Raw genomic sequence first — 17090 nt, 5'->3', positions numbered from 1 at the left:
GAACATCGACATGATCAGAGCCGCCGCGACACGGTTGCAAGGCCACGCCCGCCGCACACCTCTTCTCAGTTCACCGTTTCTGGACGAGATCGCGGGCCGCCGGGTCTGGATCAAGCCGGAATGCCTGCAGCACACCGGCAGCTTCAAGTTTCGCGGCGCCTGGTCCGCTGTGTCCGCGCTGTCGGAGGCCGACCGCGACCGCGGCGTGCTCGCCTTTTCCAGCGGCAACCACGCGCAGGGGGTGGCACTCGCGGCGCGCGCCCACGGCGCCAAGGCGGTCATCGTCATGCCGCGCGACGCGCCCGCAGTGAAGATCGACAACACGCAGGCCCTGGGTGCAGAGGTTGTGCTCTATGACCGCGCCAATGGCGAAGACCGCGACGCCATCGGCGCCGAGATGGTGGCCGCGCGCGGCCTGACGCTGATCAAGCCCTACGACGAGCCACAGGTCATCGCCGGACAGGGCACAACCGGGCTGGAAATTGCCGCGCAGGCCACCGAGGTCGGCGTGACGCAGGCGGATGTCATCGTCTGCTGCGGCGGCGGCGGGTTTTCATCAGGCATCGCGCTCGCGCTGGAAGCAGAAGCGCCAAACCTACGAGTGCGTACGGCAGAGCCGGAGGAATTTGACGATGTCGCGCGCTCGCTACAGGCCGGGACAGTGCAGCGGAACGCTCGGCTCTCGGGCAGCCTCTGCGATGCCATCGTCACGCCTCAGCCCGGTGTTCTGACCTTCCCCATCCTCAAACGGCTCGCCGGGCCGGGTATCGCCGTGAGCGAAGACGAGGCGCTGCGCGCGGTGGCCTTGGCCTTCAACCGGCTGAAGGTGGTGGCTGAACCCGGTGGGGCCGTCGCCCTGGCCGCCGCGCTGTTTCATGGGCAGACGATAGACGGGGATGATGTGATCGTGACAATATCCGGCGGCAACATCGACGCAGAGGTCTTCGCTCGCGCGCTTGCGCTGCATCCCACGCGCCCCGAGCCAGAAGGAGATGCTGCGTGAAGGTGCTCGATCTTGGCGATGTGCGCCTGCACTACCGCGTAGATGGGCCAGCTGACGGCCCACCGGTGGTGTTTGCGAATTCCCTCGGCACAGATATGCGGCTGTGGGACCCGATCCTGCCTTTGTTGCCTAAAGGGCTGCGCCTGATCCGCTTTGATAAGCGCGGCCATGGGCTCTCCACCTGCCCGCCCGCCCCCTACACCATGGGCGCGCTGATCACCGATACCGAGCAGCTGCTTGATCATCTGCAGGTGCGCGACTGCGTGTTTGTCGGCCTCTCCATCGGCGGGATGATCGCGCAGGGCCTTGCGGTGAAACGGCTCGACCTGATCCGCGCCATGGTGCTGTCGAACACGGCCGCGAAGATCGGCACACCGGACATGTGGTCGGAGCGGATCGAGGGCGTGCGACAGGGCGGCATCGAGGCCTTGGCCGACGCCGTCATGGAGCGGTGGTTCTCGAAAGACTTCCGTGCCACGCCTGAGCTGGAGCTCTGGCGCAACATGCTCACACGCCAGGAGGACGACGGCTATATGGGCTGCTCGGCGGCGATCTCGGGCACGGATTTCTACACCACCACAGCCACCCTGCGGCTACCCACGCTGGGGATTGCGGGCGCCGAGGATGGCTCGACGCCGCCTGATCTGGTGCGCGAAACGACCGACCTGATCCCTGGCAGCCAGTGCCACGTGATCCGCAAGGCCGGGCATCTGCCCTGCGTCGAGCAGCCCGAGGAATACGCCAGGTTGCTGACCCAGTTTCTGCGCGACATCAGCCATGTCTAGGGCGCGCTGATCCGTGGCGGCAAGCGTCTTCGACAGCCCCCTTTACGCCCGGCTCTTCCCGACGGGTGAGACGGGCCGGCTGTTCTCGGACAGCGCGGCCCTGCGGGCGATGCTGCTCGTCGAAGGCGCGCTGGCCAAGGCCCAAGGCGAAATGGGAATCATTCCCGAGATCAGCGCGGCGGCGATCCACCGCGCGACGCTGGAAATCCAGATCGATCCGGGCGCCTTGGCGCAGGCAACCGGGGAAAACGGCGTGAGCGTGCCGGGGATGGTCGCCGCCTTCCGGGCCGAAATGAACGCACCCGAACACTCGCAATACCTGCATTGGGGCGCGACATCGCAAGACATCATCGACACCGCGCTGATGCTGCGGCTCCGCCAAGCGCTGGCATTGGCCGAGACCGATCTACGCCGCGTTCTGACTGCGCTTGCGGATCAGGCCGAGGCTCATGCCGATCTGCCGATGGTCGCGCGCACCTATGGGCAACATGCGACACCGACCAGCTGGGGGGCTCTTCTGGCAAGCTGGGGCGCGCCACTGCTCGACGCGCTGACAACGCTCGACGCGCTGCGCGCTGGCAGCCTTTGGGTCTCCCTCTCCGGCGCCGCGGGGACCAGCGCCGCTCTGGGCGCGCGCGCGCCTGCCTTGCGCGCCGCCCTCGCGGAAGGGCTGGGCCTGCACGACCCAGGCCGGAGTTGGCACACCGACCGCGCGCCGCTGCTGCGTATTGCGGCCTGGATAGCTGAGATCACCAGTGCGCTCGCCGCGATGGGTCAAAGCCTCATCGGCCTCGCCGCAACAGACATCGGTGAGGTCACACTGGGGGCGTCGGGCGCCTCCTCCACCATGCCGCAAAAGCAGAACCCGGTGGCGCCCTCGGTCCTTGTCGCGCTGTCGCATCAGATGGGTGGATTGCTCAGCGGTCTGCAAGCGGCCTCCGTCCACCAGCACCAGCGCGATGGTGCGGCGTGGTTTGCCGAGTGGATGCTGATGCCACAGATCGCGTTGAGCACCGCCGCCGCCTTGCAGCAGGCCATTTCGGTGCTGGAGGGTTTACAACCCGTACCTAAGCGTATGGCTGAGAACGCCACCCGCGGCCTCGGCGTGACCCATGCGGAAGCTCTGAGCTTTGCGCTCGCCGCCCGGATGCCCCGTGCAGACGCACAGGCGGCCACCAAGGCGCTTTGCCGCGAGGCGGTCGAGACCGGAACGCCGCTCGCCCAGATCGCCACCAGTCACTACCCCGATCTGCCGCCGGATCTCTTCGACCCGGCCGCACAGCTCGGCCAGGCGCCTGCCGAAGCCCGGGCCTTTGCAGCGCGCGTCCGAGCACTCTGAGCGATGCGCCCCGCGGTCCTGTTCATCCTGATCACCGTGATGCTCGATTCCATGGGCATTGGCCTCATCATCCCGGTCATGCCCGACCTGATCCAGGAGGTCCGCGGCGCGGACCTGAGCACCGCGGCGCTCTGGGGCGGCGTGCTCTCCACCACCTTCGCGGTGATGCAGTTCCTCTTCGGACCGGTGATCGGCGGGCTCTCCGACCGCTTCGGCAGGCGCCCCGTGCTGTTGACATCGCTGGTTGTGATGACGCTCGACTATCTGGTGATGGCCGTCGCGGGCAGCATCGTTTTGCTGCTCATTGGGCGTGTCGTGGGCGGGATCACGGCGGCCACGCAATCGACCGCCAACGCCTATATGGCCGATATCTCGGGGCCAGAGGATCGCGCGGCCAACTTCGGGCTGATCGGAGCTGCATTTGGCGTGGGCTTCGTTCTGGGCCCCTTGCTGGGCGGCCTGCTCGGGGAATACGGCACCCGCGCACCCTTCTATGCTGCCGCCGCGCTGACCGCGCTCAATGCGGTTTTTGGCTATCTGGTTTTGAAGGAAACCGTCACGGACGAGATCCGCCGCCCGTTTCGCTGGGCGCGGGCAAACCCGCTCGGCAGCTTTCGGCAGTTGGGCCGCTTGCCGGGCGTCGGCCCCCTGCTCATTGTCTTTTTCCTCTACCAACTCGCGTTCATGGTCTATCCCGCCATCTGGTCTTACTTCGGCAAGGAGCGCTTTGGCTGGGAGCCCGCAACCATCGGCCTGAGCCTCGCCCTCTTCGGGATCATGATGGCCGTGGTACAGGGTGGGTTGATCCGGCCGGTCCTGCGCATTCTGGGCGAGCGGGGCACTGTGATCTATGGCCATCTCTTTGATGTGGGTGCCTTTCTCGCCTTGGCCTTCGTGACCAGCGGCACGGTGGCGCTGATCCTCACACCTCTGGCGGCGCTTGCAGCGGTCATCACCCCGGCCCTGCAAGGCATCATGTCGAAAGCCGTCGGGCGCGACGCCCAGGGCGAATTGCAGGGCGCGCTCACCTCGATCATGGCGCTCGCGATGATCTTTTCCCCGATGATGATGACGGGTACCTTCGCCGCCTTCACCGATGATGCGGCCACACTCTACCTTCCGGGTGCGCCTTTCCTGCTTTCGGCGGGGCTGATCGTGCTTGGCCTTGCCGTCTTCATCCTCGCCCCGGCCCGCCCGGCTGCCGCACGGGACATCGGGTAACAGCGACATTTCATGTCGGTTTGTGCCTTGCATACCGATGAGAGATACGGGCACCTTTCCCGGACCACCGCTGAACAGGACGACCACGACCCATGCAGACCATCAAAGCCGCGGTATGCCACGCGTTCGGCGCCCCTCTCCAGATCGAAGACATCCACCTGCGCGCGCCACAGATGGGCGAGGTGGAGGTGACTTTGGGCGCCGTAGCGATCTGTCACTCCGACATCTCCTTTGCCGACGGCGCCTGGGGTGGATCGCTGCCCGCGGTCTATGGTCATGAGGCGGCAGGTGTCGTGAGCGCGATCGGTCCCGCTGTCGCCGGGCTGGGTGTCGGCGACAGCGTGGTGGTGACCCTGATCCGGGCCTGCGGCACGTGCGGCACATGCGCGGGCGGCCAGCCAACGCTGTGCCAGACCCCCTATGACGGTGACACAGGCCCGATCACCATGGCGGATGGCGGCCGTCTGAACCAGGCGATGGCCTGCGGCGCCTTCGCCGAGAAGGTCGTTGTCGCGAAAAGCCAGGTGGTGCGGATCGACCCCGAGATCCCCAAGGACGCCGCCAGCCTGATCGCCTGCGGCGTGATCACGGGCGTCGGAGCGGTGGTGAACGCCGCGGGGCTGCGCGCCGGACAGGACGTGGTTGTCATCGGCGCCGGTGGCGTTGGGCTCAATGCCGTCCAGGGCGCGCGCATTGCCGGGGCCCGGCGGATCGTTGCGGTGGACATGAGCGCGGACAAGCTCGACATCGCGCAGGAATTCGGCGCCACCCATGGTGTTCTGGCCACGGACCCCAAGCCCTGGAAGGCCGCCTCTGCCGCGCTTGGGGGCAAAGGCGCGGAAGCGGTGATCGTGACTGTGGGGGCTATCCCCGCCTATGACGACGCCCCCCGCTACTTGGGGTACGGCGGCAAGGTCGTGATGGTGGGCATGCCGCACTCCGGTGCGCAATCGACCTATGAGCCGGTGATCCTTGCAGCCGTCGGTCAAAGCATGGTGGGCTCGAAAATGGGCGATGTGGTGATCCAGCGGGACATCCCTTGGATGGTCGATCTCTACGCGCAAGGCCGGCTGAAACTCGACGAGTTGATCTCAGGCCGGTGGTCCCTTGAGCAGATCAACGAGGCAATCGCCGACACCAAATCCGGCAGCGCCCGGCGCAACGTGATCATCTTCGAGCCCCCGAGCAACTGACAGGTACGGTGGGCTTTAGGCCACCGTGTCGCGGAGACTTGCCATGAAACTCAAGGACCTGGACATCATCGTGACCGCCCCGCCTGCGCCGGGCTGGGGTGGGCGCTATTGGATCCTCGTGAAACTCACCACCGACGACGGGATTACCGGCTGGGGCGAATGCTACGCCGCCTCGGTCGGGCCAGAGGCCATGCGGGCCGTGATCACCGATGTGTTCCAGCGGCACATGGACGGCGAAAGCCCAGAAAACGTAGAGAGGATGTTCCGCCGCGCCTATTCTTCTGGCTTCACGCAGCGGCCCGATCTCACCGTCATGGGCGCGTTCTCTGGGCTTGAGATCGCCTGCTGGGACATCCTCGGCAAGGCGCGCGGGCGCCCGGTCTGGGCCCTGCTCGGCGGCAAGATGAACGACCGGATCCGCGTCTACACCTATCTCTACCCGCTGCCGCATCACGATCCCAGCGCCTTCTGGACCGCACCCGTGATGGCGGCGGACGCTGCAAGTGATTGTATTTCAAGAGGTTATACGGCGGTCAAGTTCGACCCTGCGGGGCCTTATACCCTGCGCGGCGGGCATATGCCGGGGATGCGCGACATCGCGCAGTCCGTCGCCTTTTGCAAGGCGATCCGCGAGGCGGTGGGCAACCGCGCCGATCTGCTCTTTGGCACCCATGGGCAATTCAGCACAGCAGGCGCGATCCGGTTGGGCCGCGCCTTGGAGCCCTACGACCCGCTCTGGTTCGAGGAGCCGATCCCCCCAGATGCCGTCGAAGAGATGGCCAAGGTGGCGCGCGCTGTTCGTATCCCTGTCGCAACCGGCGAACGGTTGACCACGCGCGCGGAGTTCGCGCCCGTGCTGCGCAGTGGCGCCGCGACGATCCTGCAGCCTGCTCTGGGGCGCGCGGGCGGGATCTGGGAGTGCCGGAAAATCGCAGCGATGGCAGAGGCTTACAACGCGCAGATGGCCCCGCATCTCTATGCCGGACCCATCGAATGGGCCGCCAATATTCAGCTCGCCGCCTGCATCCCCAACCTGCTCATGGCCGAGACGATCGAGACGGACTTCCATGACGCGCTGATCCGGGGGAGCCTCCGGGTCAAGGAGGGATTCATCACCCCACCCGAGGCACCGGGCCTGGGGATCGAGGTGGATGAAGAGCTTGCGCGCGCGCACCCTTACACCGGCGATGGGCTACATCTGGAGATGCAGGAGGCCCCCTGCGACTACGTTCAGGGGAACGCCTTCGAAGGCGGGGCACCGGCGCCGAAAAGCTGAGCTTGCCGAAACCTGACCGGAGCGTACGCGCAACGGCAAATTGCCGAGGCGGGGCCGAGGGGCGGAGCGTCCTTGTTTTGTTGGGAAATGCCATGTCGGTATTGCGTCGGTATCACGTCGGTATTTGGTCGGTGCCGGGATCGGTTTTTCGGCCATACGGGTGAAATGGCCCTCTATCCTAACGAACCATAAGCCCAGCGAACGGTGGTGTGCATTACCTCGGTTGCCAGCTCTGACAGCAGACGGTTCTGATGTCCCGCCCGGCGGAAACGCCGGGCATCGGTCATCATTGTCGCGCCGTCGCCAATGGTGCTCGGACCAGTGGCGCATCCATTGGCAACTCCGAGCGACAACGGCGACACCTCCCCGTCAAACCAGGGGTTTGCCTTCGGCACACCGGGCGATCTTGCGGATATGCAAACCGCGCGACGGTCAGTCGTTTGGCGATGGACCGCTGTGCAGACCCATCGGAAGCGCCCTCCAGGTCGAGCAATGCCCTCTGCGCCTGCGGCCAGAGCAGGCAGGAAACAGACCGCCCTAAGTCCGCGCGGCCTCGAAGGCGGCCCAGACCGCCTCGAAGTCCTCGAAGCTCAGGGTCTTACCCTTCACCGCGTCGAAGACGATCTTCTCGGAGCGCATCAGCGTGGCAATGGCCTCGCTCAGCCGGGGCACCACATCCTCGGGGATGACGACAGCCCCGTGCCGGTCGGCGTGAACCAGCGCGCCGGGGGCTACGCGCATCCCGAAAATCTCGACCTCGGCGTCAAAATCGAGCACATGCACAAACCCGTGGCTCGGACCGATGGAGCCCGCCACGACCGGAAAGCCCTCGGGCAGATCGCCGAGGTCGCGCATGACGCCATTGGTGAGCGCGCCGGAGAGCCCGAAGGATTTGTGGATGTTGGTGTTGACCTCGCCCCAATAGGCGCCGATGGCCTGGGCCCCGTCCATGTCCTGCACCACGGCGAGACCGGGGCGCGGCCCTTCGGCCATGTATTTGTAGTAGGCCATACGTCGCGCCCTGATCACCTCGGGTGGCTCCTCGGGCGGGGTCACAGCGCGAATGCGAGCTGTGCGCGCGTAACCCACCATCGCCTCGCCCGGCGCCGAACAGAGCATGGTGCCGCGAGTGAAGTCGTTGAAACCGCGCTGGCCCTGGGCCACTTCGATGGCGTTGCAGACGGTGGGGGTATCGACTGTTTTCAGCAGCGCAAGAAGGGCGTCGTCCATCACCGGGCCTCCGCCAGTTTGGCCCCGTCGCGCAGCGCTTCGAGCTTGGCGTAGGCGATGTCGGGGTCGATGGCGCCAAACCCAGCAAATGTTCCAAAACCACAATCCGAGCCTGCGACGACGCGCTCCTGCCCAACAATTTGTGTGAATCTGTCAAGCCGCTGCGCCACCAGTTCGGGGTGCTCAACGAAATTTGTCGTGGTATCGACCACGCCCGGAACCAGGATCTTGTCGTCCGGGATGTCCGCCTTGCGGTCGCGGAAGACGACCCATTCATGCGCGTGGCGTGGGTTCGATGTTTCAAAGAGTAGGTAGCTGGCCTCGACCGACATCAGCGTGTCAAAGACCTTTTCCATCCCGATGTCGCAGACATGCGGGCCTTCGTAGTTGCCCCAGCAGATGTGCACGCGCACCTTCTCCTTTGGGAGGCCTGCGAGCGCGTGGTTCAGCGCTTCCACATGGGCGCCCGCGATCTTGAGAAACTCGTCATCCGAGAGGTCGTTGAAGAGCATATGACGCGAGAGCGCGAGGTCGGGGCAGTCAAGCTGCAGGTCGAGGCCTGCGTCGACTATGGTGCGGTATTCCTCGCGCATCGCATCGGCGAGGGCGGCGAGATAGGCGTCGCGGGTGGGGTAGAAGTCGTTCTGCAGGAAGAGCGAGATCACGCCCGGCGAGGCGGCGTTCATGAAGCCGCGGGTGACGCCGTGCTCGGCCATCGCCGCTTTCAGGTTGGCGATGTCATTTTGCAGCTCGCCCTGCCCCTTCGAGCGCACCTCGCCGGTGCACATGGGCCGCGCGTATTTGGGCGTGCCACCGTCATCGGCGAGGCGCTTGAGGAAGGTCGGGAATTTCTTGAGATCGGCTGGCGCGTTGCGCGGGCTGTCGCCGGAGAACCCGGTGTAGCGGTCCTTGACGTAGGTGGCGTAGGAGATCTTGGAGGTCTCGCCGTCGCTCACCACGCCCACGCCTGCGGCGACCTGCTTGGCGACCGTGGCGGAGACCGCTTCGGTCATCGCCGCGTCGAAGTCGGCCGTATCATAGGGGGTGCCATGCTCCCGGGCGAAGATGAAATCGACGACCTTCTGGGTGCGCGGCAGGGAGCCTGCATGGGTGGTCAGAATGGGCATGAGAGATCCTTCAGTTCAGCCGTTGAAACCGCCCACCCGACCAGCCGTGGTAAAAGGTGCAGTCAGGTGGGGCAGCAGGGTCGTTGCAGACAGCGAGGCGCCCGGTGGTTTGCAGAAGATCGAGCCCGTTGGAGCCCCGGACGACGCTGGCAGAGGAGGCGTAGAATTGCTCGGGCGTGCCGGACCAGGCCGCGGTGAGGAAGGTCTCGACGAGGCATTGGGCGGCACCACAGACGGGGCGGCGGATGGGCGGGCCGCAGTCGATGGCGTCCCACCAGATCACCACGTCGTTGCGTCCGTCGCCATCGATATTGCCGATGAGCAGGTGGCCGGGGCCAAGGGTGGCGGGGTCACGGCCGCAGACCTGGGCGACGTGGGTATAGGCGGTTTCCACCATCGCGTCGCTTTGCGGCTGGGGCGCGGAGGGTTGAGCCGGGGAGCCCGCCGGGGGCTGCGGGGCTGGCCCCGCAGCCCCCGGCGGGCTGGACCCCCAGCCCATGCCAATGTCACGGAATTTGCCCTCGCAGAAGGCAATGAGTTGCAGCCACGCGCCTTGCAGCCCGGTTGTCGGGATGTTCACCCGCCCCAGCAGGCTGTCGACCTGAAAGCCATTGGCCTGGGTCAGCGCGGGAAAGAAGGGATCGAAAGCCGACAGCTGCACCGTCCAGGCATCGTCGAAGTAGTTGAAGCCGACTGGCGGCAGCTGGTAGGTCCCGCCTCCTGCAAAGATCGTCACAGCACGGGTCTCGGCGCTGAGCTCATCTCGGGGCGGCCCGAGCACCTGTTTGGAAAAGCGCATCTGGATCGCGCCAGGAGCCGTCACGGTCGCATGCAATTCTTGCGGGCCACGCCAGTCGGGGCGCATGGGAGAGCGCTCACCACAGGAAAGGGAGACCGAGAAATCCGGCAGCGTGGCGGTGCCGAAGAAGAAGTCCCCGTTGTCGTAGCTGCCGGGGGTCCAGACCTGCTGGGCCGCTGCGGTGAGCGGCCAGATCAGCAGGAGGAGAGCCGCGATCAGCCGTCCCATGTGGGACCTGCGGGATCGTCGGTGCCGACGATGTGGTAGAGGGCCGCCTCGCCGGTCATCGATGGCACGGCGCTGTGCATCAGCCCCTCCGGAATCGACATCGTGTCTCCCGGCGCGAGCGTGGCGCTGCCGCCCTCCCATGTCACCTTCCAGTGGCCGGTGACAGGCATCAGAACCGAAGGTCTGTCATGGCTGTGCATCGCGTCGGTGGCCGAGCCTCGGGTGATCAGGGTGACCTCAAAACCTGGCTTGTCACGCAGCATCGCGTCGGGCCCGATGACCTTGGCGGGCGCGCGATCCGCCAATGCCACCATATCCCAGTAGCGCGCCACATAGCCGGGGATGACCTCTGCCGTGGTGGGTTCGGGGTAGGTCTTCAGTTCCTCCTCGGTGAGCAGCGGCATGGGCTTCACGCCTTCCGGCAGCGCTTGGCCCTGCTTGCTGTCGTAGAGCTTGCCCTCTTCCGAGAGCACCAGCCCGTGATCGGCGGCATCCTCGATCACCTGCGGCGCCCAGATCACGCCGCCGCCTGCGTCATCGCCACCGAGGATCGCCATGATCATCCCGTAGTCATCACCGATGTTCTCGAACCCCCGGAAGATGCCGGTGGGGATGTTGAAAATATCACCCTCCTCCAGAACCACCTCGCCCGCGTCACCCCAACGGCCCCAGAAGAAGCGCCAGCGGCCCTTGAGCACAAAAAAGACCTCTGCGGTGCGGTGGCTATGCAAGCTATTGCGGCATTTGGGCGGCTGACCGGCGGCGCCGATGTTAAAGCCATGCGGGATCGAGATGTGCACGTGCTGGTCGGGGCTTTCGGAGACGCCGCCGCCGATGATCGTGAAGTTCTCCTTCTGGTCCGATCCGGGGGTGTGGGCGTCGATAAAGGCGGTCTTGCAGGGCATCAGGTCACCGTAGCGGACGATGCGGGTTTCCATTTCTTGGGGGGTCATAGGTCTGGTCCTTGTCTGAATGGGAAATGAGGGTGAAACATCACCCTGTCCCCGGCGGACGCAGGTTGAGACGGCGCGCGCGCAGGGACGCCCGCCAGACGTGGAAACGACGCTGATATTCGCCCATGGCGCGGGGCATCAGAGCTCTCCGGTGTGCAGCAGAATCTGTTTCCAGATCGTGGTTTCGTCAAAGATGACATATTCGCGGCGCAGACCCCAAGGGCCGAATTCCGCGTGGCTAATGCCGAGTAAATAGACCTCCGCCCCCGTGGGCGCGCCGAAGCGGCCCCAGCCGGAGTGGCGCCCGTGCAGCGACCAGCGCAGGGCCGCGCGCGGCGGCATCATCGGATCGTCGCGCCCGATCTGGTGGTCGATCTGGAAGGTGGCATCGGGGAAGGACGCGCGCAGGCCCATCCAGAACTGATCCACATCGCCGTGGCTGTGGCCAGTCATGCCTCCGGGGTACTCGACGTGGCAGGCGCGGTCGTATTCTGCCGGGATCGCCGCCATATCCGCGCCCATGATGCGGCTGAGGATGTCCGCGTATTTCGTACCCCATTCATTGTCATTGCCCCGACCCTTATACGGTCCGGGCTGATCCGTTGCTGGCGTGAGCGGCGGCACGCAGGCCTCGGGGCCACCTTCCGCAGCGATCAGATCAGCGGCATAGGCTTTCGGCTCCACACCCAATTGGCGCACGATGGCGCCCTGATCGCGGATCAGCCATTCGTCGTTGATCTGGTTGTTGATCGCGTGACAGTCCGCGAGGATCCGGTAGGTCAGCTTCTTGCCCGTCGCCCTGCCATAGACGCCATCATGCGCGTGGGTGGCGGTGCTGAGCAGCCTGTGCGAGGAGAGCATCCCCTCCTCCGGGGTGCCGGACCAGATCACATCCTCGCCAAAGAGCGTGCGGTCGGGAAACTCGGCGAGCGTCGCCATGGTCGCCCCGATCACATTGGCATTGCCCAGCACAACCGAGGCGGGCGAGCGCACGACGATATCGTCGGAGTAATACTGGTGCAGGGTCGCGATGCCGCGATCCTCCCAGATCTCCTTGGTGATGCCGATGATGTAATGGGGGAAATCGCGAAACTTCGGATCGAAGCCTTTCATGAGGTGGGTCCTTCGGGTGTGCGGGCGGAGCCGCGGATGATGAGCGGGCCGTCGAGCGTGATGCGGCGCGGGGCGGTGTCGGCGTCGCTTAGTCGGGCCATGAGCGCGTCGACCGTGGCGGCGACCATACGCCCCGCAGGCTGGCGCACGGTGGTCAGATCATAGCTGGGCCAATGCGACAAGGTCACATCGTCATAGCCCACGACCGAGACATCCTGCGGCACGCGCAGCCCAAGCTCGTAGCGCAGCACGTCCATCACGGCAAAGGCCATGTGGTCGTTGGCGACAAAGACGGCATCGGGGCGATCTTTCGGGGCGAACATCTCGCGGGCGGCCTGTTGCGCCGTTTCGAAGTCGAAGTTGCCCAGGGCGCGGGCGTAGAGCGACCGACCCGCCGCCTTGAGACCGTCGGTGAAGCCGCGTTCGCGGTCGATCTGGGTCGACGCGCCTTCCCATCCGGCGATATGGGCGATGCGGGTATGCCCGCCCGCGATCAGGAACTCGGCAAGCTTGCGCCCGCCGGCCTCATTGTCGGAGGCGATGGAGGTCAGCCGGTCGTCATACTGGTGCCGGTTGAAGAGCACGATGGGGATGCCCAGGCCTTCGCAGCGCTGGGTGAGATCGTTCGAGAGACCCACGGAGGCGGCGATGATCGCGTCCACCTGGTAGTCGAGCAGTTCGTCGATGACCATCTGCGTGGCCGCGTGGTCGTTCGAGGCCATGAAGACCAGCACGTGGTAGCCTTCGGCCTGCAGCGCCTTGCTGAGACGCTCGATGGCTTCGGGGTAGAACTGGTTTTCGAGGTAGGCGACGACGAGGCCGATGATGCGGCTGCGCCCGGTGATGAGCGAGCGTGCGAGCACGTTCGGCCGGTAGCCGAGGGCGGCGGCGGCCTTGCGGACCTTCTCGGCCGTGCCTTTGCTGACCGAGGCGCCGGGGGTGAACACCCGGCTGACCGCGGAGCGGCTGACCCCGGCCTTTTCGGCCACATCGAGAGAGGTCACCTTGGACATCAGCCTGCCGTCCATCCGCCGTCGATCAGCATCGAGGTGCCGGTGACCATGGCCGAAGCGTCGGAGGCGAGGAACAGCACCGCGCCCATGATGTCCTCCACCTCGCCGACGCGCGGCAGCTTGATCTTCTCCATGATCCAGGCGAGGCGCTCGGGGTTGTCGAAGGTCACCTGGCTCAGCGGTGTGCGGATGAAGGTGGGGCAGATGGTATTGATGCGGATGCCTGCCTTGCCCCATTCGATGGCCATGGCTTTGACCATGCCTTCGAGCCCGTGTTTGCTCGCGCAATAGACCGCGCGGTCGACCCCGCCCACATGCCCCATCTGGCTGGAGATATGGATGATCGAGCCCGGTTTTCCTGCCGCAATCAGCGCCTTGGCGGCTTGGGCCGAAAGGAAATAGGCGCCGCGCAGATTGAGATTCATCACCGCGTCGTAGTCTTCGGGCGTGGTCTCCGTGGCGGGGGAATGCCGGGCCATACCCGCGGAGTTCACGACGATGTCGAAGGGGTCTTCGAAAGCCCCGGCAAGGGCGGCGGTGTCGCTCTGATCCAGCGGCATGGCCTCCGCCGACCAGCCCTGCCCCGCCATGGCATCAACGGCCTCCTGCAGCACCTCGGCGCGCCGCGCGGCGCAGACCACATGCGCGCCGGCCTCGGCCAATGCGACTGCACAGCCGAGGCCGATGCCCGAGGACGCCCCCGTCACCAGCGCGCGCTTGCCGCTGAGGTCAAAGGACGGGGTGCGGGGCAAATCACTCATAGGGCGACACCTGTGTCGGGGTCGAAGCCTGTGCGCGCTTTGTTGAACTCGCGCATCCGCGCGAAGACATCGACGCCGATCTGATCATACATGTGCAAGAGGTCCACCATCACCCAGTTCTCGCGAATGCGCCCGTGTTCGACGCGCCAGAAGTCCAGCGAGCGCATCTCGATCTTCTGGCCCGTGGGCGCGATCCCCAGCCAGCCTCCATGGGTGATCGACTGGACCATGTCGGGCCAGCCCGTCACGGCGGCATAATTGTGGTCACCAAAGAAATGATACTCCACCTCGTCGAGATACTGCCCCCGGTCCGGCATGCCGTTGAGAAACGGGATCTGGTGCCACTTGCGAAAGCCCTCGATGCCGCGCCCGGTGCCGATGCCAGAGGGTCCGTACCAGGTCATGCGCGGATGCCAGAAGCGTTCCATCTCCATGACCTCCGGTCCGCCCTGCGCCGGGTGGCGCTTGAGATGCTCCAGCATGTCGATGATGTGCTGGCAGGTGGCCGCCCCCTGCGCCGCATCATAGGGCCCCGGCACCAGCCCGTCGCAGGTGGCAGGGCCCGGGATGTGCCATTCGCGGCCCAAAGAGGGGGCCATCGGCCAGGCGCGCGCCTGCATCATCACCTCGGGCAGATCCCAGAGCGCCTGCATCTCGACGATCCTACCGTGCTCAAAGCGGTAGAACTCGTGAAACCGCATGTGCATGAGGTGCCCCGTCGCCGGGATATCGAGCCAGGACGCCCGGAAGGTGCCGGTGTAGAAGCCACCGCAGCCGACCCAGTCGGCACCTTCCGGCGTGGGGCCCGCCATCACGATGTGATCGCGGCGCTCAAGATCCGGGACAGCTTGGCCAAGCGGCGCGTAGACGGCATCCACATAAGCGTCGACGCCGGTGATGGTCTCGAAGGGAAAGGCGAGGCGAAAGGCGACATCCGGCGCGCAGATATCGTGCAAGACCGCGCGAACCCGCGCGAGGTCAAAATCATACATCGCCGCGCGCAACGGGGCGATGATCTCTTTGTGGTCTGACTGTCGGTCCATCATGTCGTCCGGGTACGCCGCTTGCAGCTGGCGGCGGGGGCGCCGGGCGGGAGGCTTGCCTCCCGCCCGGCGCCCCCGCCCTCCCCGCTCATTCCGCAGCCTCAGTTGCAGGCGCCCCCTCACCGTAAGGCACGTTGACCCCGCCATAGCGCCGGACCCGTAGGTTGCATTGCTCGGCGTGGCCCACGAAACCCTCCAGCATGCAGAGCCGCGAGCCGTAGGCGCCGATTTCCGCCGCCGCCGCATCCGTCGTAACCTTCTGATAGCTGTGGGTTTTGAGGAACTTGCCGACCCAGAGTCCGCCAGTGTACCGCCCCGCCTTCTTCGTCGGCAGCGTGTGGTTGGTGCCGATCACCTTGTCGCCATTGGCCACATTCGTGCGCGGGCCGAGGAAAAGCGCGCCGTAGCAAGTCATGTGCTCGAGGAACCAGTCGTCGCGATCGGTCATCACCTGCACGTGCTCGGAAGCCACGTCATCGGCCACCTGCAGCATCTCGTCATAGGTGTCGCAGAGGATGACTTCGCCATACTCCTCCCAGCTCACACGCGCCGTCTCGGCCGTGGGCAGGATTTCGAGGATGCGCTCGATCTCGGCGAGTGTTTCCTCGGCGAGCTTGCGGGAGTTCGTGAGCAGCACCGCGGGCGAATTGTAACCGTGTTCCGCCTGGCCCAGCAGATCCGTGGCACACATCTCCGCATCGACCGTTTCATCGGCGATCACCATCGTCTCGGTGGGTCCAGCGAAGAGATCAATGCCGACGCGGCCAAAGAGCTGGCGTTTGGCCTCGGCCACAAAGGCATTGCCGGGGCCGACGATCATATGCACGGGATCAATCGTTTCGGTGCCGAGCGCCATCGCCCCCACCGCCTGAATGCCGCCCATCACGTAGATTTCATGGGCACCGCCCAGATGCATCGCGGCGATCACACCGGGGTTCGGTTTGCCTTTGAACGGCGGTGTGCAGGCGATGATGCGCGGCACCTTGGCCACGCTCGCCGTGGCCACGGACATATGCGCCGAAGCGACCATGGGGAACTTGCCGCCGGGCACATAGCAGCCCACCGATTGCACGGGGATGTTCTTGTGCCCGAGGATCACGCCCGGCATCGTTTCGACTTCAATGTCCAGCATCGAGTCCCGCTGGGCCTGGGCAAAGTTGCGCACCTGCTCTTGGGCAAATTTGATGTCTTCCAGCTCGCGTGGCGACAGCTGAGCGATCAGGTCGTCGATCTCGGGCTGGCTGAGCTTGAAGGACGCGGGCGAATAGCTGTCGAACTTCTCGCTGAGCTCACGCACGGCCACATCGCCGCGCGCCTCGATATCGGCGAGTGTCGCCTCGACGGCGGCCCGCGTCTTGGCATCATCATCCGCGCGTTCGGCGTCGGATTTGCCGCGTTTCAGAACCTCGATTGCCATCTCACTCTCTCCTCACTGATCGGGGCGCGGCGGGGTCTTTTCGCCGCGATCAAAGGCCTCCCAGCCCTCGCCCTGAAACACATCCACACCCAGTTGGGCCAACACATGCGGAAAATCGACCATCACCCAATTGTCGGTGATCTTGCCGTCCTCCACCTTCCAGAAATCCATGTACCGAATGTCGACCCGCTTGCCCGTGGGCGCCACGCCCATAAAGGGGCCGGAATGCGTCGCCTCCTGCCGCCCGAAGGCCGCCGCCCATTCGCCCATGTAAAGCCGCGCCTCGTCGACGCAGACCTTGTCGGAGAAGGCCGCCTGGAACGGCCGCTGCCAGTTGTCCTGGAACGCGCGCAGCCCGGTCTTGGTGCCGCAGCCCTGGTTGCCCATCCAACGGAAGCTCTCGCTGAAAAAGGCGCCGATGTCGTCGATGCGGTGGTCGTTCAGCCCGTCCACCATGCCTTCGATCACGGCGCGGGTAGCTTCGGTTTTGCTCATATCCGTGTCTTTGCTCAGCACGGCCTGCTCTGGTCTGGATCCCTTCATCGGGTGCTCCTGTCATCAAGGTGGAAACGCGTATGCTCAGAACGCG

Annotated in this window: 16 protein-coding genes; 6 read left to right on the top strand and 10 right to left on the bottom strand. The window is 65.5% G+C overall.

The window, feature by feature from the left end; genetic code table 11:
* Window positions 1-10 precede the first annotated feature (10 nt).
* The 6 genes from ACVC7O_RS06215 (at window position 11) to ACVC7O_RS06190 (ending at window position 6817) form a co-directional block, all read left to right on the top strand.
* Window positions 11-1003: a threonine ammonia-lyase gene (locus ACVC7O_RS06215; protein ID WP_458325220.1), complete on the top strand. Its 993-nt coding sequence runs from the start codon at window positions 11-13 to the stop codon at window positions 1001-1003.
* Entirely contained in the window at window positions 1000-1788 is a 789-nt protein-coding gene (gene pcaD, locus ACVC7O_RS06210) for a 3-oxoadipate enol-lactonase (protein ID WP_458325219.1), read from the top strand. The genes ACVC7O_RS06215 and pcaD overlap by 4 nt, the downstream gene beginning before the upstream one ends.
* Window positions 1789-1801: 13 nt before the next feature.
* On the top strand, window positions 1802-3127 hold the full coding sequence (locus ACVC7O_RS06205) for a lyase family protein (RefSeq protein WP_458325218.1): 1326 nt from the start codon (window positions 1802-1804) through the stop codon (window positions 3125-3127).
* A gap of 3 nt (window positions 3128-3130) precedes the next feature.
* Window positions 3131-4348, top strand: a complete 1218-nt coding sequence (locus tag ACVC7O_RS06200) for a TCR/Tet family MFS transporter (protein ID WP_458325217.1) — start codon at window positions 3131-3133, stop codon at window positions 4346-4348.
* 92 nt (window positions 4349-4440) lie between these two features.
* A complete protein-coding gene (locus tag ACVC7O_RS06195; protein ID WP_458325216.1) occupies window positions 4441-5541 on the top strand; it encodes a zinc-binding dehydrogenase in 1101 nt (366 codons plus the stop codon).
* A 43-nt stretch (window positions 5542-5584) separates the two neighbouring features.
* The gene (locus ACVC7O_RS06190) at window positions 5585-6817 is read left to right on the top strand and encodes a mandelate racemase/muconate lactonizing enzyme family protein (protein ID WP_458325215.1); all 1233 of its coding nucleotides are present in this window, start codon (window positions 5585-5587) and stop codon (window positions 6815-6817) included.
* A gap of 537 nt (window positions 6818-7354) precedes the next feature.
* Here the strand turns inward: ACVC7O_RS06190 and ACVC7O_RS06185 are convergent.
* The 10 genes from ACVC7O_RS06185 to ACVC7O_RS06140 form a co-directional block, all read right to left on the bottom strand.
* Window positions 7355-8047 (bottom strand): RraA family protein, encoded by a 693-nt coding sequence (locus ACVC7O_RS06185; RefSeq protein WP_458325214.1) that lies wholly within the window; start codon window positions 8045-8047, stop codon window positions 7355-7357.
* Window positions 8047-9174, bottom strand: coding sequence for a cobalamin-independent methionine synthase II family protein (locus ACVC7O_RS06180; protein ID WP_458325213.1), 1128 nt, complete (start codon window positions 9172-9174; stop codon window positions 8047-8049). Before ACVC7O_RS06180 ends, ACVC7O_RS06185 begins: the two co-directional genes overlap by 1 nt.
* Before the next feature lie 10 nt (window positions 9175-9184).
* Window positions 9185-10201 carry a hypothetical protein gene (locus tag ACVC7O_RS06175; RefSeq protein ID WP_458325212.1) on the bottom strand — a complete coding sequence of 339 codons (1017 nt, stop codon included), beginning with the start codon at window positions 10199-10201 and terminating at the stop codon, window positions 9185-9187.
* Window positions 10189-11154 carry a cupin domain-containing protein gene (locus tag ACVC7O_RS06170; protein WP_458325211.1) on the bottom strand — a complete coding sequence of 322 codons (966 nt, stop codon included), beginning with the start codon at window positions 11152-11154 and terminating at the stop codon, window positions 10189-10191. The genes ACVC7O_RS06175 and ACVC7O_RS06170 overlap by 13 nt, the downstream gene beginning before the upstream one ends.
* 138 nt (window positions 11155-11292) lie before the next feature.
* Window positions 11293-12267 (bottom strand): nuclear transport factor 2 family protein, encoded by a 975-nt coding sequence (locus tag ACVC7O_RS06165; protein ID WP_458325210.1) that lies wholly within the window; start codon window positions 12265-12267, stop codon window positions 11293-11295.
* The gene (locus tag ACVC7O_RS06160; protein ID WP_458325209.1) at window positions 12264-13280 is read right to left on the bottom strand and encodes a LacI family DNA-binding transcriptional regulator; all 1017 of its coding nucleotides are present in this window, start codon (window positions 13278-13280) and stop codon (window positions 12264-12266) included. Before ACVC7O_RS06160 ends, ACVC7O_RS06165 begins: the two co-directional genes overlap by 4 nt.
* Window positions 13280-14041: an SDR family NAD(P)-dependent oxidoreductase gene (locus ACVC7O_RS06155; protein ID WP_458325208.1), complete on the bottom strand. Its 762-nt coding sequence runs from the start codon at window positions 14039-14041 to the stop codon at window positions 13280-13282. Before ACVC7O_RS06155 ends, ACVC7O_RS06160 begins: the two co-directional genes overlap by 1 nt.
* Window positions 14038-15087: an ester cyclase gene (locus ACVC7O_RS06150; RefSeq protein WP_458325207.1), complete on the bottom strand. Its 1050-nt coding sequence runs from the start codon at window positions 15085-15087 to the stop codon at window positions 14038-14040. The genes ACVC7O_RS06155 and ACVC7O_RS06150 overlap by 4 nt, the downstream gene beginning before the upstream one ends.
* 85 nt (window positions 15088-15172) lie before the next feature.
* Entirely contained in the window at window positions 15173-16501 is a 1329-nt protein-coding gene (hisD, locus tag ACVC7O_RS06145) for a histidinol dehydrogenase (protein WP_458325206.1), read from the bottom strand.
* Window positions 16502-16513: 12 nt separating this feature from the next.
* On the bottom strand, window positions 16514-17044 hold the full coding sequence (locus tag ACVC7O_RS06140) for an ester cyclase (protein ID WP_458325205.1): 531 nt from the start codon (window positions 17042-17044) through the stop codon (window positions 16514-16516).
* Window positions 17045-17090 lie beyond the last annotated feature (46 nt).

Source organism: Roseobacter cerffii (assembly GCF_054226325.1).
The sequence above is the reverse complement of the archived record's forward strand: the minus strand, read 5'-3'. Positions and strand labels throughout refer to the sequence as shown.

Excerpts from the sequence above, each read along its gene's own strand:
- ACVC7O_RS06160 (WP_458325209.1), bottom strand. The coding sequence starts at position 13,280 with ATGTCCAAGGTGACCTCTCTCGATGTGGCCGAAAAGGCCGGGGTCAGC.
- ACVC7O_RS06215 (WP_458325220.1), top strand. The coding sequence starts at position 11 with ATGATCAGAGCCGCCGCGACACGGTTGCAAGGCCACGCCCGCCGCACA.
- ACVC7O_RS06165 (WP_458325210.1), bottom strand. The coding sequence starts at position 12,267 with ATGAAAGGCTTCGATCCGAAGTTTCGCGATTTCCCCCATTACATCATC.
- ACVC7O_RS06170 (WP_458325211.1), bottom strand. The coding sequence starts at position 11,154 with ATGACCCCCCAAGAAATGGAAACCCGCATCGTCCGCTACGGTGACCTG.
- ACVC7O_RS06200 (WP_458325217.1), top strand. The coding sequence starts at position 3,131 with ATGCGCCCCGCGGTCCTGTTCATCCTGATCACCGTGATGCTCGATTCC.
- ACVC7O_RS06155 (WP_458325208.1), bottom strand. The coding sequence starts at position 14,041 with ATGAGTGATTTGCCCCGCACCCCGTCCTTTGACCTCAGCGGCAAGCGC.
- ACVC7O_RS06195 (WP_458325216.1), top strand. The coding sequence starts at position 4,441 with ATGCAGACCATCAAAGCCGCGGTATGCCACGCGTTCGGCGCCCCTCTC.
- ACVC7O_RS06180 (WP_458325213.1), bottom strand. The coding sequence starts at position 9,174 with ATGCCCATTCTGACCACCCATGCAGGCTCCCTGCCGCGCACCCAGAAG.
- ACVC7O_RS06185 (WP_458325214.1), bottom strand. The coding sequence starts at position 8,047 with ATGGACGACGCCCTTCTTGCGCTGCTGAAAACAGTCGATACCCCCACC.
- ACVC7O_RS06175 (WP_458325212.1), bottom strand. The coding sequence starts at position 10,201 with ATGGGACGGCTGATCGCGGCTCTCCTCCTGCTGATCTGGCCGCTCACC.
- ACVC7O_RS06190 (WP_458325215.1), top strand. The coding sequence starts at position 5,585 with ATGAAACTCAAGGACCTGGACATCATCGTGACCGCCCCGCCTGCGCCG.
- hisD (WP_458325206.1), bottom strand. The coding sequence starts at position 16,501 with ATGGCAATCGAGGTTCTGAAACGCGGCAAATCCGACGCCGAACGCGCG.
- ACVC7O_RS06140 (WP_458325205.1), bottom strand. The coding sequence starts at position 17,044 with ATGAAGGGATCCAGACCAGAGCAGGCCGTGCTGAGCAAAGACACGGAT.
- ACVC7O_RS06150 (WP_458325207.1), bottom strand. The coding sequence starts at position 15,087 with ATGATGGACCGACAGTCAGACCACAAAGAGATCATCGCCCCGTTGCGC.